The organism is Agarivorans aestuarii (assembly GCF_019670125.1).
GTDB lineage: Bacteria > Pseudomonadota > Gammaproteobacteria > Enterobacterales > Celerinatantimonadaceae > Agarivorans > Agarivorans aestuarii.
This window is the reverse complement of sequence record NZ_AP023033.1, coordinates 2,805,566-2,829,616: the sequence shown is the minus strand read 5'-3', so window position 1 is coordinate 2,829,616 and position 24,051 is coordinate 2,805,566. Positions and strand designations below refer to the sequence as shown.

28 protein-coding genes are annotated in these 24,051 nt (G+C 42.3%); 16 read left to right on the top strand and 12 right to left on the bottom strand.

All coding sequences use genetic code 11. The features are described 5' to 3' along the window. Nucleotides 1-431 precede the first annotated feature (431 nt). Nucleotides 432-1,532, bottom strand: a complete 1,101-nt coding sequence (locus K5609_RS13160) for a DNA cytosine methyltransferase (protein WP_221074054.1) — start codon at nucleotides 1,530-1,532, stop codon at nucleotides 432-434. Nucleotides 1,533-1,592: 60 nt separating this feature from the next. On the opposite strand from K5609_RS13160, the gene K5609_RS21920 reads away from it, so the two are divergent. The 3 genes from K5609_RS21920 to K5609_RS13145 all read left to right on the top strand — a co-directional run bounded on the left by K5609_RS21920 (nucleotide 1,593) and on the right by K5609_RS13145 (nucleotide 3,364). Continuing rightward, on the top strand, nucleotides 1,593-1,865 hold the full coding sequence (locus K5609_RS21920; RefSeq protein WP_221074053.1) for a helix-turn-helix domain-containing protein: 273 nt from the start codon (nucleotides 1,593-1,595) through the stop codon (nucleotides 1,863-1,865). A gap of 160 nt (nucleotides 1,866-2,025) precedes the next feature. Next, entirely contained in the window at nucleotides 2,026-2,310 is a 285-nt protein-coding gene (locus tag K5609_RS21915; RefSeq protein ID WP_221074052.1) for a helix-turn-helix domain-containing protein, read from the top strand. After that, entirely contained in the window at nucleotides 2,276-3,364 is a 1,089-nt protein-coding gene (locus K5609_RS13145) for a restriction endonuclease, SacI family (protein ID WP_221074051.1), read from the top strand. The genes K5609_RS21915 and K5609_RS13145 overlap by 35 nt, the downstream gene beginning before the upstream one ends. A 787-nt stretch (nucleotides 3,365-4,151) precedes the next feature. On the opposite strand, the gene K5609_RS21775 is transcribed toward K5609_RS13145, so the two are convergent. From K5609_RS21775 to K5609_RS13125, 4 genes are all read right to left on the bottom strand, one after another. Beyond that, nucleotides 4,152-4,316, bottom strand: coding sequence for a class I SAM-dependent methyltransferase (locus K5609_RS21775; protein ID WP_246611851.1), 165 nt, complete (start codon nucleotides 4,314-4,316; stop codon nucleotides 4,152-4,154). A 121-nt stretch (nucleotides 4,317-4,437) separates the two neighbouring features. Continuing rightward, on the bottom strand, nucleotides 4,438-4,938 hold the full coding sequence (locus tag K5609_RS13135) for a hypothetical protein (RefSeq protein WP_221074050.1): 501 nt from the start codon (nucleotides 4,936-4,938) through the stop codon (nucleotides 4,438-4,440). Between the two features lie 12 nt (nucleotides 4,939-4,950). After that, on the bottom strand, nucleotides 4,951-6,282 hold the full coding sequence (locus K5609_RS13130) for a relaxase/mobilization nuclease domain-containing protein (protein ID WP_221074049.1): 1,332 nt from the start codon (nucleotides 6,280-6,282) through the stop codon (nucleotides 4,951-4,953). Nucleotides 6,283-6,351: 69 nt separating this feature from the next. Then, nucleotides 6,352-6,768 carry a hypothetical protein gene (locus tag K5609_RS13125; protein WP_221074048.1) on the bottom strand — a complete coding sequence of 139 codons (417 nt, stop codon included), beginning with the start codon at nucleotides 6,766-6,768 and terminating at the stop codon, nucleotides 6,352-6,354. 549 nt (nucleotides 6,769-7,317) lie between these two features. Here K5609_RS13125 and K5609_RS13120 point away from each other — a divergent pair. Continuing rightward, nucleotides 7,318-8,124: a hypothetical protein gene (locus tag K5609_RS13120; RefSeq protein WP_221074047.1), complete on the top strand. Its 807-nt coding sequence runs from the start codon at nucleotides 7,318-7,320 to the stop codon at nucleotides 8,122-8,124. A 173-nt stretch (nucleotides 8,125-8,297) separates the two neighbouring features. On the opposite strand, the gene K5609_RS13115 is transcribed toward K5609_RS13120, so the two are convergent. The 4 genes from K5609_RS13115 to K5609_RS13100 form a co-directional block, all read right to left on the bottom strand. Then, a complete protein-coding gene (locus K5609_RS13115) occupies nucleotides 8,298-8,897 on the bottom strand; it encodes a hypothetical protein (protein ID WP_221074046.1) in 600 nt (199 codons plus the stop codon). A 224-nt stretch (nucleotides 8,898-9,121) separates the two neighbouring features. Continuing rightward, a complete protein-coding gene (locus K5609_RS13110) occupies nucleotides 9,122-9,520 on the bottom strand; it encodes a phosphoribosyltransferase (protein WP_221074045.1) in 399 nt (132 codons plus the stop codon). A gap of 321 nt (nucleotides 9,521-9,841) precedes the next feature. Further along, complete coding sequence (locus tag K5609_RS13105) at nucleotides 9,842-11,503, bottom strand: tyrosine-type recombinase/integrase (protein ID WP_221074044.1); 1,662 nt, start codon at nucleotides 11,501-11,503, stop codon at nucleotides 9,842-9,844. 357 nt (nucleotides 11,504-11,860) lie between these two features. After that, the gene (locus K5609_RS13100; RefSeq protein WP_221074043.1) at nucleotides 11,861-13,003 is read right to left on the bottom strand and encodes a flagellar assembly protein T N-terminal domain-containing protein; all 1,143 of its coding nucleotides are present in this window, start codon (nucleotides 13,001-13,003) and stop codon (nucleotides 11,861-11,863) included. 107 nt (nucleotides 13,004-13,110) lie between these two features. On the opposite strand from K5609_RS13100, the gene K5609_RS13095 reads away from it, so the two are divergent. Genes K5609_RS13095 through K5609_RS13085 form a run of 3 tightly spaced genes read left to right on the top strand, consistent with a single transcriptional unit; the run spans nucleotide 13,111 to nucleotide 14,957 of the window. Then, complete coding sequence (locus K5609_RS13095; protein WP_221074042.1) at nucleotides 13,111-13,695, top strand: FlgO family outer membrane protein; 585 nt, start codon at nucleotides 13,111-13,113, stop codon at nucleotides 13,693-13,695. After that, entirely contained in the window at nucleotides 13,676-14,152 is a 477-nt protein-coding gene (locus tag K5609_RS13090) for an LPP20 family lipoprotein (protein WP_016402486.1), read from the top strand. Before K5609_RS13095 ends, K5609_RS13090 begins: the two co-directional genes overlap by 20 nt. A gap of 58 nt (nucleotides 14,153-14,210) precedes the next feature. Continuing rightward, nucleotides 14,211-14,957: a FlgO family outer membrane protein gene (locus K5609_RS13085; RefSeq protein ID WP_221074041.1), complete on the top strand. Its 747-nt coding sequence runs from the start codon at nucleotides 14,211-14,213 to the stop codon at nucleotides 14,955-14,957. A 207-nt stretch (nucleotides 14,958-15,164) separates the two neighbouring features. Here the strand turns inward: K5609_RS13085 and flgN are convergent, their stop codons facing one another. The 3 genes from flgN to flgA all read right to left on the bottom strand — a co-directional run bounded on the left by flgN (nucleotide 15,165) and on the right by flgA (nucleotide 16,673). Beyond that, a complete protein-coding gene (flgN, locus tag K5609_RS13080) occupies nucleotides 15,165-15,584 on the bottom strand; it encodes a flagellar export chaperone FlgN (RefSeq protein WP_221074040.1) in 420 nt (139 codons plus the stop codon). A 7-nt stretch (nucleotides 15,585-15,591) separates the two neighbouring features. Further along, entirely contained in the window at nucleotides 15,592-15,915 is a 324-nt protein-coding gene (gene flgM / locus K5609_RS13075; protein WP_221074039.1) for a flagellar biosynthesis anti-sigma factor FlgM, read from the bottom strand. A gap of 77 nt (nucleotides 15,916-15,992) precedes the next feature. Beyond that, entirely contained in the window at nucleotides 15,993-16,673 is a 681-nt protein-coding gene (gene flgA, locus K5609_RS13070; RefSeq protein WP_221074038.1) for a flagellar basal body P-ring formation chaperone FlgA, read from the bottom strand. A gap of 168 nt (nucleotides 16,674-16,841) precedes the next feature. Here flgA and K5609_RS13065 point away from each other — a divergent pair, with 168 nt between their 5' ends. From K5609_RS13065 to flgH, 9 genes are all read left to right on the top strand, one after another. Beyond that, nucleotides 16,842-17,753, top strand: a complete 912-nt coding sequence (locus tag K5609_RS13065; RefSeq protein WP_221074037.1) for a chemotaxis protein CheV — start codon at nucleotides 16,842-16,844, stop codon at nucleotides 17,751-17,753. Nucleotides 17,754-17,765: 12 nt separating this feature from the next. Continuing rightward, nucleotides 17,766-18,590, top strand: a complete 825-nt coding sequence (locus K5609_RS13060; RefSeq protein ID WP_221074036.1) for a CheR family methyltransferase — start codon at nucleotides 17,766-17,768, stop codon at nucleotides 18,588-18,590. Between the two features lie 183 nt (nucleotides 18,591-18,773). Further along, nucleotides 18,774-19,172: a flagellar basal body rod protein FlgB gene (gene flgB, locus K5609_RS13055; protein ID WP_221074035.1), complete on the top strand. Its 399-nt coding sequence runs from the start codon at nucleotides 18,774-18,776 to the stop codon at nucleotides 19,170-19,172. Continuing rightward, complete coding sequence (gene flgC / locus K5609_RS13050; RefSeq protein ID WP_221074034.1) at nucleotides 19,172-19,591, top strand: flagellar basal body rod protein FlgC; 420 nt, start codon at nucleotides 19,172-19,174, stop codon at nucleotides 19,589-19,591. Before flgB ends, flgC begins: the two co-directional genes overlap by 1 nt. 10 nt (nucleotides 19,592-19,601) lie before the next feature. Continuing rightward, a complete protein-coding gene (locus tag K5609_RS13045) occupies nucleotides 19,602-20,273 on the top strand; it encodes a flagellar hook assembly protein FlgD (RefSeq protein WP_163131722.1) in 672 nt (223 codons plus the stop codon). Between the two features lie 32 nt (nucleotides 20,274-20,305). After that, on the top strand, nucleotides 20,306-21,643 hold the full coding sequence (gene flgE / locus K5609_RS13040) for a flagellar hook protein FlgE (protein ID WP_221074033.1): 1,338 nt from the start codon (nucleotides 20,306-20,308) through the stop codon (nucleotides 21,641-21,643). 154 nt (nucleotides 21,644-21,797) lie between these two features. Further along, the gene (gene flgF, locus K5609_RS13035) at nucleotides 21,798-22,544 is read left to right on the top strand and encodes a flagellar basal-body rod protein FlgF (protein WP_221074032.1); all 747 of its coding nucleotides are present in this window, start codon (nucleotides 21,798-21,800) and stop codon (nucleotides 22,542-22,544) included. Nucleotides 22,545-22,560: 16 nt separating this feature from the next. After that, nucleotides 22,561-23,349 carry a flagellar basal-body rod protein FlgG gene (gene flgG, locus K5609_RS13030; protein ID WP_221074031.1) on the top strand — a complete coding sequence of 263 codons (789 nt, stop codon included), beginning with the start codon at nucleotides 22,561-22,563 and terminating at the stop codon, nucleotides 23,347-23,349. Between the two features lie 26 nt (nucleotides 23,350-23,375). Next, the gene (gene flgH / locus K5609_RS13025; RefSeq protein WP_221074030.1) at nucleotides 23,376-24,050 is read left to right on the top strand and encodes a flagellar basal body L-ring protein FlgH; all 675 of its coding nucleotides are present in this window, start codon (nucleotides 23,376-23,378) and stop codon (nucleotides 24,048-24,050) included. Nucleotide 24,051 lies beyond the last annotated feature (1 nt).

The following is a 24,051-nucleotide window of genomic DNA, read 5'->3' as shown; positions in this document are numbered from 1 at the left end:
TGCTCTAAATTACGGAATATTGGTGAGGCAACATCGCTGGAAGACGAACCTATCGTGCCTCTGACCTATTCAAACTGCAATAGATTTATGGCTGAAAAGCAAAAAAAGGCGAAAGCGATTGTTACTATTATTGCCAAGGAAATCGTTCGAGGAATCCAGATGTATCAAGGTTGATTATTCGAATTTGTTGACAACTGGGGCGCAATTGCCCCTGCTTTTTAGAGGGGAGGGGATTAATGAAACCCTTAAATAAACGTCTCGGCGAATGCTTTAATCCTGTCGGTGCTCCTTGGTGCCAATCAATGCACTTTACAACTACAGTCGGTTGTTGAAGTTACATATAAAAATACTCGTAAAAAGCACCGTCAGGTGCTTTTGGACTTAGTACATCTAGTTAATGTCCATTGGAGCAGCTTGATTGAATATATTATTTAGATGGTTAGATCTAATTCTAAATTTTCAAGCTTAGAGCACTCATTGGTGGTGGTGCACTTATCAATGCTATCGAGAACTACTCGAGCTACGACCTCAGCAAGTTTACATGGTACAGCGTTACCAATTTGACTAAATACTTTAGACTGGGGGCCTAAAAAACTATAGTTTTCGGGGAACGTTTGCAAAATTGCAGCTTCATCAATAGTTAATCGCCTTAATCGAGGTGGTGCTTGCTTATATTCAGGATCAAGATTGCCAGCTATTAGATTGTGATGATGTTCTTCAACCCAAGATTCCTTGCCATCGTACAAGTGATCTTCATCAATAATTGGTGTTCTGTTTCCCCCCATGCTAGCTGGAAGTGTACTTGACCAAGCATCAGGGTTTAGTGGTCTGCCCTGACCATTAAATAGCATTCCTGCATACGGAGATTTTCTTAGAATAGGATTAGCGGCCAATGTAATCTTTGCTTTTGTTAAATTGGGGTTTGTTGTCGTGCCAGCGCGACCTAAATGTATGATTGCCTCTCTAAGTGAAATTGCATCTGCTCTATACTTATTAAAAGCTGCCATTTCGACTGCGGGAAATTCGATTTTAGTACCTATGAAAAACACACGCTCTCGAGATTGAGGCACTCCGAATTCCTTCGCATTTAGTATGTTCATGGTAACGTTGTAGCCAGCCTTATTCATTCGCTTAAATATTTCTTCGCGAACGTCTTCAAATTTAGCTAACGAACCTAGAGCTTTAACATTCTCCATGATAAAAGCCTTTGGCTTTACTCGTTCAACAACAGAGCAATATGAAAACACCAGTTGTGAGCGAGGATCATCTTTGTCCATCTTTCCTGCAACAGAAAAACCTTGGCATGGAGGACCGCCTACAACAAGATCGATATCTTCGTAAGCTACTAACTTTTCGAAGTTTTTTTCATCATTAATATCACCTTCAATTAAGGTGGTGTCAGGATGATTATGACGATATGTATTTGATGCATGTGGGTCTAGTTCGGATGCTGCGATAACAGTAAAGCCTGCGTTAACAACACCAACATCCATTCCTCCTGCACCTGCAAACATTGAAATTGCAGTTGGCACGGTCACTCCAAAATATTAGATTTTCGAATATTCTGTAAATGATAGCATAGTGTCTAAACTATGAGTAGAACTAAGACCATTTACAGTCAAGATTACTGTTCTTTTATACAGTGCTTATGTGAGGAACGCAAGCGGCTGGGGTTATCTCAACTTGAAGTTGCACAACAGCTTGGAATGACTCAGTCCGAAATATCAAAGATAGAGACAGCCGAAAGGCGAGTTGATATTTATGAGTTAAAGCTGATTTTAAAAGTTTACCGAGTTCAACACAATGAAAGGTTGAAGCATTTAGTGGTTGCTTTTTTAGAATTAGATCTGAATTCAGCACTTTGAAAGACCACCTCCCTAATCATAAAGCCACGGCTTTATTTACCTTGAATTGGAATGATATTTCTTTATCTAAACAATCAAATATTCGATTTTGGAATATTTGATTGTTTGGCATTGAATTGACGCCTATTACATTTTTTCAATCACTATCGATACTTACGATATGCAGCCTCATAGAACATCTACCATTCATGATTCCAGATACCGCAGAATTATTGATCTTTTAGTACAAGCTCGCAAAGAAAAGGGCCTTTCACAGCTAGAGCTTGCTCAAAAGTTGGGGTTTACACAACCTGACATTTCAAAGATTGAAAGATTGGAGCGAAGATTAGACATCATTGAATACTTAGACTTTCTTGAGGTTATCTCTGGTAAAGACAGTGACTTCGTCAACCAAACATGGAAGAAAATCAATGAGTGTCACCGTCAATGCAAGTCAAGCAAATAAGCTTCTCAGGTCAGCAATTACTGATGTAAACCAAAATAGTTGGACACCAAATAGCCTCCAATCTAAGCAAATTGAAGATGTAATTCTTGGGACACATCTTACGTATCGTTATATATTAACAACAGGGTTAATTGCAAAGGCAACCAACGAGAGTTGTAATGCAATAACTCTACAAGCTGGTTCAAGTCTTCAAGGCGCTTATGATGCACGCTCGATTTGTCATGGTGTTTTAGTACCTATAGAGCGAGAGTTGCTCGGAGGAAGGCTAGGTGAGTCAAATGAGCCTTTTTTGAATAAGCCTGCGCGTTATCCAGAGCTTTCAACTTTAAACGCAGTAAGAAGAGGTAATGACGCTCGCTTACTAGAAACTACCATCGGTGTATTGAGTAGTCTTACTTCTTCAGAACATGCCTATCAGTGTTTAAAAGATTGCGTTTACTACATACTTCAACGCAAATCTCGAAACTTATCTGATTATCTAATCTCTACTGATTCTTCATTACAACAAACTTCATTAATTCGCTTTGCTGATGGATTGTTAAGTCAGTCTTTTGAAGGTGAAACGTGCGCTCTTCTCGTTGGTGCTACATATAATGTCATGGGGCTTGCTCAATCAAGAAGCTTTGATGTCAAGGTTCATAAAGTGAACCAAGCTGGTTCGTCATCTAAAGAAGTGTCTGATGTCGATGTATATGAAAATGGAATGCTAATCCACACTATCGAAGTTAAAGACAAAGAATTCACACCAGAAGATGTTCAGCACGCAATTAATAAAGCAGTTATGTCAGGAAGTAAGTCTCTTGTCTTTGCTGTAGGGCCAAGAGGATCACTAAGGGGGAGTAGTTGGGCAGAGTTAACCCAATTGTGGAGTCAGCAAGGTGTTAATTTGTACTTCGTTAATGTTTTAGAACATTTTGTTTCGAACTTATCGAGTATTCCAAGCATAGATATTCGCTGGGTTCTAGATATGATTAATTATCATGCGGATCAGTCTAAGATTAAAGATGATACATTTGATCATTTGGTGCAATGTTCAAAGGCTGTAATGGCTTAGGTGTAGCCATGAATTATTGCTGCTTGAATAAAAAGACTGTTACCTTTGAAATAGAAAATATGACGAAAACTTAGGTCTTGTTAATCTGCAAGCTTTTAGCTCTGAATCCAACTTTAGAGTAATGAATTATTCCGCTCATTGGATTTACAAGGGCGTATCCCTCGAACTTTGAATGGTATAAAATTCCTTCCCATAAATTTCGAGCGAAAAAAAAGGAGAAGCAATGGCATCTCCTATTTTTCTGTCGGTCAACAAAGGTCAGATTTTATTTCTTTCGATATCGTGCCAATCCTTGGAACGATGAAGTTAGAGTAATGATAGCGTTTTCTTGATGCAAGCATTTTTCCAGTCAATCATAAGAAACCAGATCGAACTCACTTAAACTAAAGCCAACCGCGATCTGGATCAAAGAAATGGCGCTTTCAGCCATAATGGTGTTACAAGCTACCGTCCTTTATCACGAATATCTAATGACTTCCAATAATCATCGGCCCAAAACCCTCGACAAATAGGCGCCAAAATTTGAGTAATTACAAGGCCTAAAACAATTGTTCAAGTGGCTTTATCACTTACTTGAGCGACTAAATTAGTGAATAAATATCGAAGCGGTGGGTTTTAGTATTTAAATGATGTAGGCGACTTTCTCCGCTAACGGCTCTGCATAACAGGGTCTTGTAACCACTACTTGTTTTGGGCAACCTTTAAACCTTGTTCTAAAAGCAAGTCAGCATCTAAGTAGGCTCCAACCAATAACAGAAAACCCCGCATTTCTATTTTTTAATTGAGCCTATTTTTTACGATGCGGATACATTGGGTCTAGGTAGACTAAATCTGCTTGCAAGTTCTGTTGTGCGAGAATGTCAATATTGTTGGCATAAATTAGGCGCATACGTTGGCCAGCCCATTGGCCAATATCGGCATCGGTTTTAGCCCGCCGTAGTCCATCAGCCATTAAGGCGGCAACCTAGGAGGAGCGCTCCAGCATAATGACTTCACAGCCAAGGTTAGCCAATACAAAAGCATCTTAGCCTAAACCCGTCGTTCCACCTATAACACTGGGGCGTTGACTTTCTTTAGGCTAACGAATCACACAAGTTAATTTCTCTATTTGACGAGTCAATAACTGGTTTATCGAGAAATTCTAGTTCTTCGTTTTCAGCTGTTTTGAGAACTTCGTAATGCAGTCTAGCAAGTGCTAGATCTAGATTACCTATGTTGTCGTCGAAGTTGTCTCGTCCAGCATGATTGAGCACGGCCGAAAATATCCGCTCAGCTTGAGCTAGGAAACGCTCTTTGGGTTGATGAAGTGACACAGTTATATCACGAATAGCAATGATCTCTTCGTAGAGATGATGTACGTATAAACCATATCGCTCAATCCAGTCTGAGAAAAACTCGTATTCGTTATTTTCGATTTTTTTGTAGTCAACAAAGTTTATTCGACAAACAGTTTTAAGCATCCTTAATGTAGAAACTTTTGCTGCCATTTTAGAATCGCGCTGTAAGTACGCTGTAAATGCAACAAAAGATGCTGCTTCGGTGCTGTGTTCTTTAAAGTTTATGGTCTTTTTCATTATTATTGTCTTTTAGAAACAGGCGGTAAATTTGGAATCGAAAGTCGTATCTTGAGATTCGTATCGCCATTCTGTGTCTTCATCGAGTTCGATAGTAAGGCCAAAGCACTCTTCAGCGTCATAGACTTTTTCTTGTGCCGGTTCATAGATTTCAGCAAGCTCAGCTTTGTATGCTTCCCACTGTCGCTGATGCTCAAGTCTCATCATGAAGTTAAAGTCTGCGTCGCTTAAAGACCCAAATAGTACATCGAAGAGCTTGACGATTTCAGCGAAGAGTAGTGCCAAGTCTCTTTCGTAATTTGAGCGACAGAAGCTAAGATCAACGTAGTACCTGTTCCAATCTCGATTCTTGATTTTGTATGCGCGGTTCGGCGGGCGTTTTGCCTTGATTCGCTTGAATTGACTAGCTGTAATTTGAAGCTGAATAGTGAACTCTTTAGCGTCTTTCCACTCGCCCAGAAGGGCTGTGTTGTCAAGTTCCGGGACGTAGCTTACGCGCTCTTTGAGCTGAAGGTTTTTGAAGCTGAGTCTTGTTGCTTTTACTTTAGAACCACTGATGAAAGACCCGCCATCTGCTGAGTATGAGATGCCAATAATATTGCCGTTGTCGTCTTGTCTGCACTTAACATCAACACCGCGACGAGCTAGCGCGAAAACCATCTTCGTCATAGTGCCTGGCAGCTTGCCACCGTTCTGGCTTTCGATGGCTTTAAAGCGAGCTCGGATGATTGCAGCATCATCGCGCTTTATAGCAAGCTCTCTGTCGCTATTTGCGCCTTTCATCTTTGCTTTTGAGTAATGGTGACCCCAGTTGTTTTCTGGTGATTCAAGTTCACGCAGGCCGTATTTCTTCTCTAGTCTGCGCATAGATTCTAAGCCCTTGAAAACATCGTTGTTTGTTTTAACAAGAGAGCCGTCGCCTTTCACTAAACAAGCAAATATGTGACAGTGCTCATTATCGCGATCACTGTGTCTACAGATCACATACTTGGTTGATTCGTCGTAGTCTAGGGATGGCATGAGGTCTTGCTGGATGTGCTCAAGCCATTCGTGATCTTCAAGAGTCTCGCCAGGTGCGAGAGAGACAATGTAGTGCTTGTATAGTTTCTCACCTTTACCATCATGCAGATCTGCATGAAACTCAAACTCTTTAATCATCATTTCTAAGTCGACTTCCAGCGGCAGGCCGGTGATATCGTCGCGAATGATTGGATCTGGCGAGAAGATGTTGCCGCCGATGTGACGGATTAGGTTTATCTCGTGTTCGTGCTTGTCACCGCGATACATGTAAACGAGAGTTGGCTCGGCTTTAGATCTTCTTATTGTTGCTTTGAATACAGACATAGTGTTCACCATTTATAGTTTTAGTTATTGGTTTTTTGGGACTCTGAGAGCCCCAGGTTTGTGCTCAATTTAGTGTGGGAATTCAGGCGCTGGCTGCTTGTCAGCATGCGTTCTGACTTCAGCTGAGACTTGCTGTAAAGTCATCATCACAAGTTCTAGTTCGCGCTTTGTTTGCTCGATGTATTGCGTGTCACCCGTTGAGTGCAGAAATGCGATTGCTTGGTTTACATTGTTGCCGAGCTTTGAAAGTTGAAGTTGTAGGTCGGTGTTAATTTGCTTGTTTACAGCGAAGCTGATTTGGCGCTTTAAGCTTGCTTCTGCGAGTAGCTTAAAGAGAAAGCGTGAAGTGCTTTTAACACCGGCAGCTTTTTGTTGCTGTTTAATCCAGTCTTTCTGAACAGCTGTTAAGTAGAGCTTAATGTAGCTGCTGTGTTTGTCTTCGTCAGCTTTAGTTGGTGCGCCGAGTTTTGTATTTGAAGCGTTCATGATAGATACCTCTCTATATCGCTTTCTAGTTATTGTGTTGTATTGTTTTGGGACTTCCTTTTATCGTTCATTGCGCAGAAGCTTCAGCTTTGAGCATCCAATTTTTTAGTACACATTTGAATCACGGAGTGAAGGAGAAAGTAGGTACTAAAAAGATAGCTGGCTATGAACATACTCCTAAAATTTTTGAAACCATCTCTTTTGCATTCGCTTTCACAGAGAGTGAATTTCTTAATATAGTTTTATTATACCAAGTTACAATAATTGTCTACCAATACTTTTTCGTTTAATAATGGCAATTAGATTGCTTGTCAATTAAAACAGACCCATTCATGTGAGTTTCCCTCACACTGGTGTGAGTTATGCTCGCAAAGGCTTTTTTTTAGTGGGGTGGAGTCGTTTTTAATTTAAGGTTTGGCTTCTAGGTTTTGGATGCTGATTGGTTGGTTTTTTTAGACTGTTTTTGGATATTTGTTGGTTGGTTGCTATATTTATATTTGCGAATAAAAATAGTATGCTCGGCGTCGAATTAAAAAGTTGGAGAGCAGCATGACTGAGAAAGTTGAAACACGCGGCAGAAAGAAAACATCTGAAATCGACAAAGCGAGAAGTCGTGCTTCGCGTGATCACAAGCTTTATCAAGAAACGCTAACTGAAGAGTTCGAACAGCTTCAGCGAGATAAAGAATTGCAGTTTGCTGAGTCAGAAAAACGGATGGGTAGGCCACCTGTAAAGCTGGCAACCCTTCAACGCAGAGCGTTGGATAAATACAAAACATCACTTGAAGTATATCGCGAGGTTGAAGCTAAAGAGAGTGTGGAGCCTTGGCACGAAAGCGACATCATCGGCTATAAAGTTAAAGACAAAGCAGGGCGTAAGAAAGCTGATGAAATCGAGCGCTTGAAAAAATACATTCGTCGACAAGTAACAACTATTCAAAAAATTGAAGCAGAAGATGAAAGCGAGTTCGGCAAAGAACATGATGGGTCAGGTCGCCCAGGGATGACTAAATCTCAAAAAATAAGACACTATGAAAAGCTGATTGAGAAAGCGAATATTGAAATCACTGAGATACTAATGAAAAAAACAAAAGCTGAACAGCTTGAGTATCAGCTAAAAGATGTTCGTGTTATGAAGCGTACTTATCGCACTGCATACAAAGCGAAAAACGGGAAGTTTCCTGAATCCTCTCCGCAAGATGAAATGATTGAAATGCTAGAGCGGAAGATTGAACTGGCAAAGAAAGAAGAGAGCTTAGATATTCCGGATGTCGGTTTGTATCAAGAGCCGGGCTCAAGTCGCTCTGAAGTTAAAGTTAAAGCGACTTCTATCAACAAGGATGAATTGGCTGGTTAGTTGGTTTCTTTTTGAGATTGGCCCGCTTCGCGGGAGTGGGCCAGTTTGTTCGTCTGAATGGTAAGGCCTGAGAATCCTAGACACCTTCTAGGTTCTCAAATCCATTTTGCTTTAGACAGTTAAACTAAAATGCTCTCGGATATCGGTTGAGAGCGTTTTGGTATTTGATTGTTTTAGTCTAGAACAGATGTATCTACGTCAATCCACAGGTGTTCAGACAGCCCATCAATCTTGGCTAGGATTGATTGGTCATTACTGTCATCAAATTGAATAATGTAGTTATAAATCAAGTCATCATCACTTGAGTTACTTTCAACTTCGTAGGTTAAAGAATCCATTTCATCATAGGTAAGTTGAAATTCCATAGCTAAAGCCTTGGTTGTTGCTGTCTCATCATCCGGTATATTCAACCCCTTTGGTAGGATAGATAGGTCAACTTTCTGGATCCCCTTATCTTTCCAGTTTCTAAGTGGACCAGACCACAGATTACCTCTCAAATTAGATGAGTCCGAAAGGCGGCTTGCTTTCCAATGATTAACCTCTCGAGAACCATCAACTTTATAGATTACAACCTCAGCTTCCTTGGTATCTAACAATTGTTGTTTGAACTCAACTTCATCTTCAGGATAAAAGCTAAGTGAAGGTTTTGATTCAGGCTTACCCTCTACTTGGTCTAACAGGCGAACAATGACAGCTTCCGGAGTATCAAAGCCTACGGCAAGTTTCTCAAGGCGAGAGAATATTTCATCTGAGAATTGGATATTACGTGACATATGATTACCTCTAAGGCTTAGGCTAATTGCAATAATAATCATATATGGCCATGTGTCAATTCATATTTGATTGAATTTATGATTAAGAAGGAGGGCCATATGTTGTTAACAACTACCTGATTCGCTAAGACCATAACCGGTTGTGATTTACCGACAAGCTGGACTGTATATTTATCTAAAAAAATAGAGAGGTTTTGAAACCTCTCTTTCTTTGTATCTGTAAGTTATTGAGGCCAGTCCCAGTTTAAGTATTGCTCCAACTGTTCACCCAGCTCCTCTGAGGCGTTGTGATCCACTAAGTACTTATGGTAATTGTACTCTTGCGCCATTGGAACGTTAGCAAATTGGTTTGCTTCGTAGGGGTCGAAGTTACCTAAATCACCAATCGGACAGTAGTTTGTATTAATAGTTTTAAGCCAAGTAACCATTATTGTTTTAGCGTTGGTCTTCTCGATGTACTTACGAGCAGCGTCCAGTGACCAGCCTTTAGTACAAATGTCGTCTACTAAGAGAACTGTTTTACCTCTACCTAAAGGTGGGTTTGCATATGGACGGTTGTAGTTCCATGTTGGAAGTCGGTTTAACTTGATTGTGTTTAGTTGGTTATGATGGTCTAAAGCCACACCTTGGTTGCGGGCTGTTTGAGACTTTAACGCCGTCGTATGCCTTTCGATTAAGTTATGAAGATATTTTTTACGGAAGCATTTACCGAAAATCAGTAAATCATTGTCCAATTGTGAGTTACGATACCAGCAGGTTGACTGTACGCTCTAGTCGTGACTAACCAGCGGATGTGTAAGATCGAGTATGGGTTACTACAGTTCGTCACTGTTCATCAATCGTGTTAATCTATATTTTCAAAACGAGAACTAACTAGCTCAAGCTTTTCTTCTTCAGTCAAATCTTGTCCAGATCAGTCTTACTTGGCTGTTGTTTGGTCACAACTACTGCATCATCAACCAATCTTCGACTTCTTCGCCCAGATCTGAGCGCTCATGTTTTTTAGTTACAAAGCCGACGAAATGCTGCCACTGTGAAGCATAGATCTGATTGGGGGTGGGGAGTACCTTGCCATTTTTAAACATGTTGAACAGCCACAAGACTGGCTCTGGCATGAATTCTTCATTCGCTTCTACTATCTGTTCAGAAGAGTCTTGTTGATGCGCAGGAGGTTCTTTTGCTGGCGTTTCAAAATCTGCTTGAGCTGGCTTTTCGATTTCTCTTGATGTCTGCTGTATCGCAGCCATGTTGGCAAACTTCTCTTCTTCATCGCCTTGTACATAGTGATTGTGCGCAGTCTCAATGCTATCTCCCAGTACTTCTGCTGCTTGAGATATGCCAAATTCTTTAGTCACTCGACGAGCAAATGTGTGGCGCACATCGTATAAGCGTCCTTCTTGATTGAATGCAGGCTTTAATGTTTCCCAAACAGGGCGATAAATAGATTCAGTAGCATGTCCATTTTTCTTTGTACTTGGAAACATGTGATCGAACTGATTGATAAAGTGATTCTGCTCAAGATATAGAGCTACAAATTCCCAGTACGTGTCGTTTTCAATTTTTACTTTGCGCTGACCATTATTTTTGCTGATCTCCGCAGGGATAAACATTGTGCGTTCTTTGCTATCAAAATTAGACGTGTAGTTTTTGTAAACCTCCGCATTCCTGGCTCCGGTCAAAATCATTGTGGCAATCACGATTTTGCCGGCCAGTGAGCCTTTAATGTCTTCACTATTAAACAAGTGCTCTATGACTTCTTCAAACACATAGTCGTAGCTGACATCTGACTTGAATTTTGATCTGGGAAAGCGTCCGATTTGACCATCGATGGGGTTGCTAGGTATGTATCCGCGCTTAGCACACATGTTGAACATCGCATTCAGCATCGTGTACTTTTTGCGTCGGGTTTCCGAGCTATTTGTTGATACCGGCTTGTTTGTGACAGGATCGAGAACAGGCTTGCCAGTTTCGGGATCTTTGAGATGTAATGAGTCCCAGTGATCGACAAACTCTTGAACCCACTCTTTTTTAACGTCGCCAACTTTTCTGTCAATCCAGTGCGGAAACGCTTGAATCAGTTGTTCAACAGTTCCAGGCTTTAGAGGGTGATGCTTGCCGCTTTTAACACTGTAGTTGTCTCTGTCATGAGTATACAGAGTTTCAAGATAATCTCTGATAGTCAGATCGGCTACTTCACGAGCTTCTTCACTTTGAATCATTAACTGATCGGCAAGTTCATGAAACTTTTTCCTGGCCTCTGAAAGCTCAATAAGTCCCTTCGCTGGTCGAGAACGATTGGCTGTTCTGTATCCAAAATCCCCGAGTTTTCGCATCGCGCCACGCGCAACTGTTTTGCCAGCCCTGGCCTTGAGGTAGAAAGTTTTCTTACTGTGGGAAATTCTGAGTACGAGGCTAAAACCCTTTCGACTTTCACTGTAATCAAACAGATCAACAGTCTCGTCTTTACCCTCCATCTTGTCTAAGAGAGGGAGCTTTTTGATTTCATCAACTTTGAAAACGAAAGATGTGCTTTTCTTCGTATGCAAACCATTTTTGACATAGTCAGAAAGAACAAAATCTTCTTTTTTGACTCTCTTTAAACCCATTAGCCCAGAATCCTTTAGTATATCGATATAGCACTATCTATAGCCAGATGAGTGCAATATAGCACGCCATATAGCACAATTTCAAATTGTCAAGATATAAGCGGGAATTAATATCTGATTGATTTTTAGGCGAGGGCGTGTTGAAAAGTGATTTTATAACAATGGGTTATAGGTGATTGCTAATAATTCGAGAAAAACCTGCATGATAATTATTAGCAACAAATACTATTATTGCTCCCTTAGGAGGTCCTTGTTCTATCCAGCTGAACTAAGGGGACGCAAAGTAAGGCGCGCATACTATCACTGATAATGCGCGGTTTCATTATACTCAGCTTTAAGCTTATGAAAAGCCAAGCCTTACTGTTTGCTTACTAAGTCACCAAGTTGGATATTCGCAGTCATGCTTGGGTCTACCGCTACCACGATGGCACTCTCTTGATACACTTGCTCAATTCTTACCATGCTATCGGCCATGATTTGTTCTTGGCGCGGAATATCCCAGTTACCCCAGTGATAGTTTTGATGGATAAGGTTTAACAGCATGCCGCGGTTGAGTTGGTTAGCTTTACCCAAATTGATTTGCCAGCGATCAGGACCAAGAACTTTTACCACACTGCCTTGCAAGGGTTGGCAAGCGAGCAGGGCATCTACTTCGGTCACCACTTGTTGCAAGGTAGAGTTTACTGTTTCGCCATAGGCTGATAACCAAAATTCGGCAGAGTGGGGTGATACCACTTCTCTGGCGTCAAACTCCCAAGGAGCGTTTACCGAAAAGCGCTTGTTGTATATTTCTTCTAAATCAATGGCGTTGTATACCCTGGCATTAACCACAAAGTAACGTTGAGGATAACTAAGGTTTATAAATTTAGGTTTGTGCACTTGGTCTAGCGAAATATTCTCGATTTCTAAGCCAAGCAGATATTGCGCGCCATAACGATCTGCTACGTCTTTAATACCCTTGTAGTTGTGCTCTCCCGGCTTGTAATAGTTTAGGGGTAATTTAGGTGGGGGCTTTACGTTGAACTGATTACCCACCTGGCGAGCAATGTCGTAGGTTCGTTGTTCAACAGCGGGTGACAATTCTTGTAGTTGGCCAACACGCGCTTGATGCTGTTGCTTTAAGAAGGGAGGGAGTAGCAACATGTTTTTACTATAACCACTGGCCTTACATTGGCTGGAGGCCGGGAATACGTCGGCTTGTAAGATAATATAGTATTGCTGGCCGTGATTACCTTCATCTAACACGGTTAAGTTGTGCAAGGAACCTTTGGAGACCACTTCAATTTGATCAAGCGTGAGTTGCCCGCCAGAGACTTTGCTGATGCTGGTGACAGACGCCCCCGAATACAACAATAACTGTTTAACCGCATCTTGTGTGGCTATGCTCTTGGCTTGCTCAAAGTCGTTATTTACGATGGTGGCTTGGCCTTTCGCCTCGTACCATATTGCCTGTGTTGACATGCTAATAAGCATCCCAACTAAAAGAATTATCTGTTTCATAAGGCCCTCCTATCTCAAGGCTAAGCAATAACTATACCCAAAATAAAACGCTATTTTTTTGACTGGAACGGTTATTGCTTGGAACAGGGAAGTCGGAGGAGATTGATATGCGATATACGACACTATTTATTTTGCTGGTAACGCTACAAGGATGCAATACCAGTTTACATCATGTTTCTAATTATCCTTATGTGGAGCCGCGAGAGCAGCAAGATGCCGCTTTGTATGTGCATGTCGACAACCTGTCTCAACAGCTAACTGATGACGTGGATTTAACTGAAACTGACTCTGTGGCCATAAGCACGGTGGTGGATTTAGACAACTTGCAATCGAGCGATGGATTTGGGCGGCAAGTGGCAGAGGCAATGTTTGCCGCTTTATCGCGTGAAGGCGTAAATATGGTAGAGCCTCGCCTTACTGGACGTTTGCAAATGGACCCTGGGTTCGGTGAATTTTCGTTATCGCGAGATGCTGAATTACTGAGAACTGAAATGGAAATTACCTATGTGGTGGTTGGCAGTTTTCAGCGAACAACTTCGGGCAGGCATGTGAACCTTCGTTTAGTTGAGCTATCTAGCCAAGCAGTTGTGTCGGCTGCTTATCAATTTATCCCCAATATGGCGGGGGCAACTTCACCGCGTGTGACTAGTGTTAATGGGAGCTTGCAGCGTCATGAACAATCTGTACTTTAGATCGTGGTTTATTAGTTTAGCGGTTTTGTTGTTGCTAGCTTGTACGCCAACAACCCAAGTTAAACAAGTTGAATGGACTTATGAGCCACCGGGTGACTTTACCGTGGTTAATGCTGTTGGCTATGCGCCTATTAGTCAGCAACGTGGCGCAGACATGAGCGCTAAACAATTACGCGCAATGAAAGCCTCGAAGCTGGACGCATACAGAGAGCTTTCTGAGCAAGTGTATGGCCAACATATCGATAGTACCGCAACTGTCAGCGATATGGTGCTTGGCAACGAGCGTTTAGCCGCCTCGGTTGCTGGGGTAATTCGTGGTGCTAAAGTGATTAATGCCTACGCGGTTGACGATGTATATGTTACAGAGTTGCAACTGGATTTTAGAGAGGTTTACCGGGTTACTATGTCAATGGCGCCAACTCGCCATCTTGAGAGTCAAAAAACCGTTCATTTTTAGTAAAGATTTTACCTTTCTGGCCGATACTTAAAGCGTAATAGACGATTAAGGAAGCGACATGAAAGGTATATCTTTAGTGGCCTTGGCTACTTCAATGCTGGTGGGCTGTTCTAGCTCTCCCTCGATGCAGAAGGTCGTGGTGTACGATGGCTCAAAACATCACGCCGCGCATACTCACAACTCCCATTATATGGAAGGCGTTGTTGACGAAAATGGCCAATTATTCCTAAGTGGGATGCAAAGCCGTTCACTTAATCCTGCTGGACCTGACATGAGCGACCCCGACGCGCAGCACTCGCTTACCGATTATGTAAATCTAATGTCGCAACGTTTAGTGTCTAGCTCGCACTTTGTGAACGCCGATACTCCTATTGGCGTGGCTTCTTTTGTACCTTTAGACAACCTTCGCACTACCGATTTATTTGGTATGCAGTTGGCTGAAAGCTTTGTATATGAAATGCAGCAGAGCGGCTTCTCGGTGATTGATTACAAAACAACGGGCTTTATCCGTATTACTCCTGAAGGTGATTTTGTATATAGCCGTAATGTAAAAGAGTTATCTAAGCGTTTGCCAATTGAATATCTATTAGTCGGCACCTTTAGTAAATCCAATAACGGTATTTTGGTGAATGCCCGAATCGTTGGAGCGCAATCAAAAGTTGTGGTTGCTTCTGCTCAAGAGCTTATTCCAAATGACGTCTATCAAAGCAAAGTGCCTGCACCGGTTAAGCGAGATGGGGTAATGATTATTGAGTCGCGTAAACAAGCCAGCAAAACTAAGATGCCGATGGGTGAACGTGGTTAGTTAATTTCGTCTATTACTGTTACCAACAAAACCCTAGCTTTGGCTGGGGTTTTGTTGTTTTTTGAATAGGGAGTTACACAAGGAGAGTGTTATTCCAATCACATCGATAGCGGTGCAACAAAGGAATCTAACTAATTTAGGTAAGCTGTATCTCTGAATGTCCAGTTACTTAAGGTGTGGTTTTTTGGAGAAGCCGGTATTCTAAACTTAAGCTTTAAAGCCTTTACCCATTCGTTGTGAGCTGTGTTTTTTACCAAGTTTGTCGTAGGTAGACGCATTTTGGTTTTGCAGCTGATCAATTACCGCACTGAGTTGTTTGACTTTTTCATTGCTGGTTTTAATTATCTCGCCATTTAGCTGATTTAGCTCTTGGCATTGGGCAAGCAAACTTTTGATGGTATCGACTTGTTGAACAAACTGAGGATCAGAGTTCAGCTGTTCCTTACCGGAAGACGCTGCTATTTCTTCATCAGCGCAAGCTATTAGCGTTAGTGCTTGTTCTTTTTGTTCAGCGATAGCATAGAGAGCAATGGTGTCGTCTTGTTCAAGAGCAACTTTTTCTTGTTCCAAAAGAGAAAGCAGCAAGGTGAGTTGCTGCTCTTGAGTATTCAGTAGTGGGGCGATCATAGGCTAATTATCCAAGCGCTTTATTAAACTCACTTTCAAAGTCACCCATTTTTTGTGCAACTTTATTGGCATCTACTTGATAAGTTCCATCGGCCACCGCTTGCTTAATTGATTCTAGCTTAGAGCTTCTGCTATCTGAATCACTGAGCAAATTCTGCTGAATACGGTTTAGTTGTTGTGCTTCGTTTGTAAGCATAACTGAATCCTGGGCTGCAGCAGAACCAGCGGTTGAACGTTGTTCAGCGCTTTCTTTTGTGCCTTTGTCAGCAACTCGATTCGAGTCTACTTGACTAGGACGGTTCCCACCTAAGTTGTTAATATTTAAAGCCATAATGGCGCCCCACAGTTAATCAATTTTTCGTATTCAATAAAGCTATCGGCTTGCTTTGGTAAAACTTTAGAAAAAAATTAAAGATTTACCTCAATTATTCCAATCGCCTTTACTCGGCCGGTGACCAGACGCTGAGACTGATTATTTCTAGCCCGAATGGTATCACCGATAGTACCACTAGACAAAGCGGTACCTTGGGTTGTTACATTCAGTCCACCTGCGTTGGCGGAGATGGTAACAGCATCACCTTTGCATACTATGCAAATATCGCGCCCGGTTATGATTTGGTCTTTACGCATTGCTCGTCTAAGTTTAGCACCAACTAGAGGCTCTAGCTCAGTGAAGTAACTACCGCGTAAGCGGTTCTCGGGCAAAAAATTCGTGGTAAGTTGTGCGTTAGTTAAAGCAGCCCCTTCTTGAATTGGTGAGGCTGCAACGACTACAGCAAGCAATACTTGTTTGCGTACCGGGATATATAGACGCCAGTTTGCCTGTTCGTCACAAGTCACTAAGACACTGGTGTTTCTTCTTACTTCACCATTGGCCAGGCTATAGCGGTAAGGGGTTAAACAATCGGGAATAGCGACCCGCTCATCCAGTTGGTTGGCAGTGAGATCAATTTTTTGACGATTGTCGTGAGTTATCTGCGAGCGAACGAAATCTACTGCTGCTTTTTCAAGCTGCGAATGCAGCTCACTAGTGTGAGCAGTAAGACTAAAACAAAATAATACGAGTGAAGCTGCAATTTTTATCAACATTTCCGATATGATACCGATAAAGCAAAGTAACAATTGGCTTTTTTGTCTATGCTTAACAAGTTGATGCTAAGTCTTTTGGTGTCAAAAAAACGACAATTAAGCTAGATTAAGCGATAGTATACAGGGGTTAAGCAAGGTTGATGCCCCTTTCTAAGGAGTGATAAGTATATGGCGGGTATTTTAGATTCGGTAAACCAGCGTACGCAGCTAGTCGGTCAGAATCGCTTAGAGTTGTTGTTATTCAGGTTAAATGGGTCTCAGCGCTACGGCATTAATGTATTTAAAGTTAAAGAAGTCTTACAGTGTCCACCCCTTACCGCGTTGCCTAAACTAAATCCTGTTATCCGTGGTGTAGCCCATATTCGTGGCCAAACTATTTCAGTGATTGATCTAAGTTCAGCTACTGGCGGACGTCCAATTGAAGACGTGAGCAAATGTTTTATTATCATTTCTGAATATAACCGCTCGGTGCAGGGCTTTTTAGTGGGCTCGGTTGAGCGCATTGTTAATATGAACTGGGAAGATATTTTACCGCCGCCAAAAGGCGCTGGTAAGTTCAACTACTTAACAGCGGTTACAGAAGTTGAAAAAGAATTGGTTTCTATTTTAGACGTTGAAAAAATCCTTGACGAGATTTCACCGGTTGATACCACTGTAAGTAAAGAGATTGTTGATGAAGCCGCTGCCAATGTGCACATAGATAAAAAAGTGTTGGTTGTTGATGATTCTTCAGTGGCGCGAAATCAAGTTAAGCGTGCGGTAACTTCTTTAGGGGTGGAAGCCTTGCTTTGCCAAGACGGACGAGAAGCACTTGAGCTGTTAACAACGATGGCTAAAGATGGCCCTATTACTGATCAAATTGCGTTGGTGATTTCTGACATAGAAATGCCGGAAATGGATGGTTACACCTTAACTGCTGAAGTACGTTCTCATCCCGACTTAAAAGGTCTGCACATAATTTTACACACCTCTCTAAGTGGTGTATTTAACCAAGCTATGGTAAATAAAGTTGGCGCTAATGCCTTTATTGCTAAATTTAATCCAGATGAATTGGCTGCCGCTGTTCGTCAATCTTTATAGAGTGTGGATGCATTGAGAACCATAACAGATGATGTGTATAAACAGTTTTGCGGCTTTTTAGAAAAGCAGTGCGGAATTGTATTAGGTGACAACAAGCAATACTTAGTAAAGAGCCGTTTATCGCCGTTGATGTCTCAGTACTCTGTAGAAAGTCTTACCGAGCTAGTTCAAAAAGCTATGAGCTTACGTGAGCGAGATTTACGTGCGGCCGTGGTTGATGCCATGACCACCAATGAAACATTGTGGTTTAGGGATACTTATCCTTTTCAATTACTCGGTGACAAAATCTTACCCGAGTTCGCTAAGTTATCGAGGCCAGTTAAAATTTGGTCAGCGGCTAGTTCCTCTGGGCAAGAGCCTTATTCGATTATGATGACTTCACTGGAGTATCAAGCGAGACGCCCTGGGACTTTACCAATGGGCGTGCAGGTAGTGGGCACTGACATATCACCGTCAATGTTGGAGCACTGCAAGCGTGGTGAATATGACACCTTGGCTTTGGCTCGTGGTTTATCACCAGAACGTAAGCGTCAGTTTTTTGAAGCGACTACCGATGGCAGATTTAGAGTTAATGATAAAGTGCGTAAAAATGTCAGCTTCAGACCGCTGAATCTTTTAGATAGCTATGCACTAATGGGTAAGTTCGATATCATTTTTTGCCGGAATGTGCTGATTTACTTTAATGCCGATGTGAAATCGAAGATCCTTAACCAGTTTGCTCAAGCATTAAATCCCAATGGATATTTAATGTTAGGGGCTTCTGAATCGATTACCGGCTTAACCGATCGTTTTAATATGCTACGTTGTCACCCCGGCATTGTTTATCAATTAAAATAGGTGTTTCCCACAGCGGCACTAAAGGGCAATAGTTGCCGCTTTATTTGCCGCTATCATCTTCTCACCATCAAGTTAATCCATACCAATACAACTAAGTTACTTAGTTAGCTGAACAAAAAGCGTCAAAAAAACTCTGGCACAGCTCTTGCTAATTATTCTTCGTGGAAGTGTAACGAGGTGTATATGGCAATAACATTTGATAAAGCATTAGGCGTTCATCAGCATACTGTAGGTGTAAGAGCCCGCCGTTCTGAGGTGATTGCAAGTAACATTGCTAATGCCGATACACCTAACTATAAAGCACGAGATATAGATTTTAATAAAGCATTTGCTGCCGCTAAAAGTAAGCAGGGTGGTGGAATGCAGATCACTAATGAGCGCCACATAAGCGGCGGTAATAGCCAGTTTGCCGAATTAGGCTTTCAAGTGCCGGATCAGCCAGATACTGGCGACGGCAATACCGTTGATGTACAGAAAGAAAAGGCCGAATTTATGCAGAACGGCTTGGAATACCAGGCAGGAATTGGTTTTCTTTCTAGTAAATTTAGTGGCTTGCGTAATGCAATTAAGGGAGGTCAATAATGAGCTTTTTTAATGTTTTTGATATTTCAGCTTCGGCCATGAAGGCTCAGTCAGTACGTTTAAATACTACTGCCAGTAACCTCGCCAATGCCGACAGCATTAGTTCAAGTATCGACCAAACTTATCGAGCAAGAAAACCTGTGTTTGAAGCTGAGCTAAACAAAGCTTCTCAAGCACAGCTTGAATCTGCCCAAGTTAAAGTAGCGGGCATTGTTGAATCGGATGCACCGTTACGTAAAGAGTACTATCCAGAACACCCGATGGCGAATGAAGAAGGGTATATATTCAAGCCCAACGTAAATGTTATTGAAGAAATGGCCGATATGATGAGTGCATCGCGCTCTTATCAAGCGAATGTTCAAGTAGCAGAAGCCGCTAAGCAAATGCTTAATAGCACGCTTAATCTGGGTAAAAGTTAAGGAGTAGCCAGTGTCTACTATTGATCCGTTACAAAGTAATTATTGGCAGCCTGAATCGGTTGTTCCAGAGAGTAATAATAATCAGTCCTTGGGGCAAGAGGATTTCTTCTCGCTACTGACCACGCAGCTGCAGTACCAAGACCCCAGTAAACCCGTTGATAACGCCGAAATGATCGCTCAAATGGCGAGCTTTCAAACTTCTGAGGGTATTGCTGAGCTTGGTACCAAATTTGACACCATGAACTCGATTATGAATTCATCGGCTGCCTTGCAGGCGTCAACCTTAGTAGGTCAAAAAGTGCTGGTGCCTTTAGATTATGGTCATAACGGCGGCGCTGGATTTGACGGTGTAGCGGTGACAGGCGCAGCTACCACTAATGTAAAAGTTTCGGTCGAAAACGCGGCGGGTGAAGTCGTCAAGGTTATCGACTTAGGTGAGGGAAGTGGCAACATGCCGTTCTCTTGGGATGGCACCGATTCTAACGGGAATCCGATGCCGGAAGGTAAGTACAACATTAAAGTTAATGGTGTTCAGGGCGGTAAAGAGATCAGTTTACCCACCGCAACATATGCAAGCGTAGGTAGCGTGAGCTTAGCGGGTGGCACATCTGGCGTAGTCGTCAATTTAGAAGGCTTAGGTGGCATTGCAATGAGCGATGTTCTCGAAGTAGCCAAGGCCTAACAAAGAATAGTAAAACGATAGGAGATTGAGAGATGTCATTTAATATCGCTCTAAGCGGCATCAATGCCTCGCAAAAGGATCTTGACGTAACGGCGAACAATATTGCTAACGTCAACACCATTGGTTTTAAAGAGTCGCGTGCTGAGTTTGCCGATGTGTATGCAACATCGATTTTCTCAAATGCTCGTACTGCCGTGGGTAATGGTGTTAAAACCGTAGATGTTGCCCAGCAATTCCACCAAGGTAGTCTTAACTTTACCCAGAATGCCTTAGATATGGCGATTAGCGGCGAAGGCTTTTTTGTTACCGCGTCAGACTTAACCACCCAAACGCGAGAATTTACTCGTGCAGGTGCCTTTAAGTTAAACGCTGATAACTTTATTGTTAACTCACAGGGTCAGTACCTGCAAGGTTATACTGTGAACAGCAGCGGTACACCCTCTGCTGTAAGTATGGCAGCAACCAACGCGATTCAAATTAGTGCTGAAGTGGGTAACCCTACTATGACCAGCCAAGTCGATATGAGTTTTAACTTGCCTTCTAGTGGCACTACTCATGATATTGGCGATTTTGATCCAACTGATAGTAATACTTACACTTCGGCTACGTCTGTGACGGTGTATGATTCGCAAGGTGGGTCGCATGTCGCAGAGACCTTCTTTATTAAAGATGACACCACGGCAAATACTTGGCACAAGTTGATATACATTGACGGCCAACCTGTAGATGTTGCTGGCGGTACGGCTAATACACCTAATGCGGGTAATGCTAACCCTAACATTCCAGCTTCTGCTACTTTAACTTTCGACAACACCGGTGCCTTAGCGTCAACTGCGCCTGCCATTATTGAAACCGTCGCTCTTGGTACGGCTCCACCAAACGGCCCTGGTGGTGTTTGGGATCCTGTGACCGGTTCTGTAGACCCAACACAAACCATTACCTTTAACTTAAATGGCCCAACTCAATACAATTCAGCCTTTGAGGTGTCTAGCTTATCGCAGGATGGTTCTACCGTTGGTAAATTGACAGGTATCGATATTGGTCCAGACGGTTTGGTTGTTGCTTCATACAGTAATGGGGAAACCACTAACATTGCTAAAGTATCGGTAGCAAAATTTGCCAATAACCAAGGTTTATCGCAAATTGGCGATACTGCATGGCAACAAACTCAATTAAGTGGTGAAGCCATTGCTGGTGAAGGTAACTCGGGTACATTTGGTAAAATTAACTCGGCTTCTTTAGAGCAAGCTAACGTTAACTTAACTGAGCAGTTAGTGAATTTGATTAGCGCCCAGCGTAACTTCCAGGCTAACTCTCGAGCCCTAGAAGTTAACTCAACGCTACAGCAAACCATTATTCAAATTCGTTAATGATTTGATAAGGTCTGAATAAAAAGGCAGCTTTGGCTGCCTTTTTACTTTATTGATTTAATTGGTTTTTTTCTTGTTGTTTTTCTTCTTTTATCTTCTGGCATTCTAATTGCTTTATTTCCTCTGAGTCAGCTAATTGACGTAGGAAATAGACATGGACCAACTACTTTATATATCGATGACCGGTGCAAAACAAAATATGCACTCGCTCGCGGTACGTGGTAACAACCTTGCAAATGCAAATACCACTGGCTTTAAAGCCGACTTAGAGAATGCGCGCTCAATGCAGGCTTTTGGGCCAGGCATGCCTTCTCGCGTATTTGCTATGACCGAGCGCCCAACTCAAAACTTTACCGATGGTCTGTTAAAGACAACGGGGCGAGATTTAGATGTGGCGATCAAAGGAGAAGGTTGGATTTCGGTTCAAGATAAAGATGGTAATGAAGCGTTATCTCGTAATGGTAACTTTACCATTTCTGCTGCTGGTGTTTTACAAACCATGCAGGGGCAGGCTGTATTAGGTAATCAAGACGCGCCAATTATTATTCCGCTACCTGTTGAAAAGCTAGAAATTAACGAAGATGGCACCATCGAGATTCGTCCAGAAGGTGCGCCTGCAGACGCCTTGGAAGAAGTTAACCGCATTAAACTAAGTAAACCTTTTGCTGGTGAGCTAACTAAAGGCGACGACGGTTTGTTCAGAGCCACCAATGGCCAGCCTTTTCAGCCCGATGCTACCGTGGAATTGGTGAAAGGAGCGCTGGAGGGCAGTAACGTGAACCCAGTGCAAGAAATGACACATATGATCAGCATGCAGCGTCAATTTGAGATGCAAATCAAGATGATGAAAGCTGCTGAAGAAAATGAAAAAGCCACTAACAGCTTGTTGCGATTAAGCTAGGTATAAGGAGCGTATTATGCATCCCGCATTATGGATCAGTAAAACTGGCTTAGATGCCCAACAAACTAACGTATCGGTTATATCAAATAACTTAGCCAATGCCAGCACAGTAGGTTACAAAAAAAGCCGCGCTGTATTTGAAGATTTGTTATATCAAACCATTAACCAACCCGGTGGTCGTTCTTCGCAGAACACCAAAATGCCATCGGGCTTAATGATTGGTGCTGGCGCTAAAGTTATCGCCACGCAAAAGAACCATGACCAAGGTAATGTTCAAACCACCGATAATGCCTTTGATTTAATGGTAGATGGCCGTGGTTTCTTCGAGATTTTGATGCCAGATGGCACTACTGCTTATACTCGTAACGGCCAATTTGGTCTTAACGATGAAGGCACTATTGTAACGCCTGGTGCGGGTTACCCATTACAGCCAGAAATTCAAGTTCCTGAAGATGCACAAAGCTTTACTGTGGGTGAAGACGGCGAGGTAAGCGTTCGTTTGCCAGGTCAAACCGACAGCCAAGTTATTGGCCAAATTACCATTACTGATTTTGTTAACCCATCTGGATTAGAGCCTCGTGGCCAAAACTTGTATTTGGAAACAGGTGCCAGTGGTGCGCCTCAAAATGGTATTGCATCGGAAAATGGCTTAGGCGCAATTCGCCAAGGCTCTTTAGAAACATCAAACGTGAATGTAACTGAAGAGCTGGTTAACTTAATTGAAGCGCAACGGGTTTACGAGATGAATTCAAAAGTGATTTCAACCGTAGACCAAATGTTGACCTTCGCAACGCAGCAATTGTAATCAAAGTTTAGAGAGAGGGATTGCTCATGAATAAACTAATGGTAGTAGCAACCTGTATGGCAATGGCTGGCTGCGCCAGCGTGAACACGGCAGTAGTGCCAGATGACCCAGAGTTTGCGCCGGTATATCCAGAAGACGTGGCCGTAGAAGCAAGAATCACTGGCTCGTTGTTTACCGAAAATGGCGCCAATAATCTGTATTCAGATAAAAAAGCCCATCGGGTTGGAGACATTATTGTGGTGAATCTCGCCGAGCGTACTCAAGCCAGTAAATCAGCCAGTAACGAGCTGGCTAAAGATAAGAATTTAAATCTAAACCAAATCACAGTACCTGGCGGTGTGGCTACAATTAACGGTAATCCAATAGAACTAGGCTTAAGTCAAAGTAGTGATTTTACCGGTGAAGCCGATGCGGCTCAAAGTAACAGCTTGAACGGTAATATTTCAGTGAACGTGGTACAGGTATTGGCCAACGGCAATCTGATTATTAGCGGTGAAAAATGGCTGATGTTAAACAATGGTAATGAATACATTCGTTTAACCGGGATTATTCGCCCAGAAGATGTCGCACCTGATAACTCAATTACCTCGTTACGCATTGCTAATGCACGAATTCAGTATGGTGGCACTGGTGATTTTGCCAATACCACTGATCAGGGTTGGTTATCTAAATTCTTTAATGGTCCAGCTTGGCCATTCTAAG

Bases quoted from the DNA above. Each gene is read 5' to 3' on its own strand.
- K5609_RS13090 (WP_016402486.1), top strand. From the start codon at position 13,676: ATGAACAATCTGTACTTTAGATCGTGGTTTATTAGTTTAGCGGTTTTG.
- K5609_RS13100 (WP_221074043.1), bottom strand. From the start codon at position 13,003: ATGAAACAGATAATTCTTTTAGTTGGGATGCTTATTAGCATGTCAACA.
- K5609_RS13130 (WP_221074049.1), bottom strand. From the start codon at position 6,282: ATGTCTGTATTCAAAGCAACAATAAGAAGATCTAAAGCCGAGCCAACT.
- flgA (WP_221074038.1), bottom strand. From the start codon at position 16,673: ATGTTGATAAAAATTGCAGCTTCACTCGTATTATTTTGTTTTAGTCTT.
- flgH (WP_221074030.1), top strand. From the start codon at position 23,376: ATGAATAAACTAATGGTAGTAGCAACCTGTATGGCAATGGCTGGCTGC.
- K5609_RS13120 (WP_221074047.1), top strand. From the start codon at position 7,318: ATGACTGAGAAAGTTGAAACACGCGGCAGAAAGAAAACATCTGAAATC.
- K5609_RS13085 (WP_221074041.1), top strand. From the start codon at position 14,211: ATGAAAGGTATATCTTTAGTGGCCTTGGCTACTTCAATGCTGGTGGGC.
- K5609_RS13065 (WP_221074037.1), top strand. From the start codon at position 16,842: ATGGCGGGTATTTTAGATTCGGTAAACCAGCGTACGCAGCTAGTCGGT.
- K5609_RS13105 (WP_221074044.1), bottom strand. From the start codon at position 11,503: ATGGGTTTAAAGAGAGTCAAAAAAGAAGATTTTGTTCTTTCTGACTAT.
- flgM (WP_221074039.1), bottom strand. From the start codon at position 15,915: ATGGCTTTAAATATTAACAACTTAGGTGGGAACCGTCCTAGTCAAGTA.
- flgB (WP_221074035.1), top strand. From the start codon at position 18,774: ATGGCAATAACATTTGATAAAGCATTAGGCGTTCATCAGCATACTGTA.
- flgN (WP_221074040.1), bottom strand. From the start codon at position 15,584: ATGATCGCCCCACTACTGAATACTCAAGAGCAGCAACTCACCTTGCTG.
- K5609_RS13115 (WP_221074046.1), bottom strand. From the start codon at position 8,897: ATGTCACGTAATATCCAATTCTCAGATGAAATATTCTCTCGCCTTGAG.
- K5609_RS13135 (WP_221074050.1), bottom strand. From the start codon at position 4,938: ATGAAAAAGACCATAAACTTTAAAGAACACAGCACCGAAGCAGCATCT.
- flgF (WP_221074032.1), top strand. From the start codon at position 21,798: ATGGACCAACTACTTTATATATCGATGACCGGTGCAAAACAAAATATG.
- K5609_RS13145 (WP_221074051.1), top strand. From the start codon at position 2,276: ATGAGTGTCACCGTCAATGCAAGTCAAGCAAATAAGCTTCTCAGGTCA.
- K5609_RS21775 (WP_246611851.1), bottom strand. From the start codon at position 4,316: ATGGCTGATGGACTACGGCGGGCTAAAACCGATGCCGATATTGGCCAA.
- K5609_RS13125 (WP_221074048.1), bottom strand. From the start codon at position 6,768: ATGAACGCTTCAAATACAAAACTCGGCGCACCAACTAAAGCTGACGAA.
- flgG (WP_221074031.1), top strand. From the start codon at position 22,561: ATGCATCCCGCATTATGGATCAGTAAAACTGGCTTAGATGCCCAACAA.
- K5609_RS21915 (WP_221074052.1), top strand. From the start codon at position 2,026: ATGCAGCCTCATAGAACATCTACCATTCATGATTCCAGATACCGCAGA.
- flgC (WP_221074034.1), top strand. From the start codon at position 19,172: ATGAGCTTTTTTAATGTTTTTGATATTTCAGCTTCGGCCATGAAGGCT.
- flgE (WP_221074033.1), top strand. From the start codon at position 20,306: ATGTCATTTAATATCGCTCTAAGCGGCATCAATGCCTCGCAAAAGGAT.
- K5609_RS21920 (WP_221074053.1), top strand. From the start codon at position 1,593: ATGAGTAGAACTAAGACCATTTACAGTCAAGATTACTGTTCTTTTATA.
- K5609_RS13095 (WP_221074042.1), top strand. From the start codon at position 13,111: ATGCGATATACGACACTATTTATTTTGCTGGTAACGCTACAAGGATGC.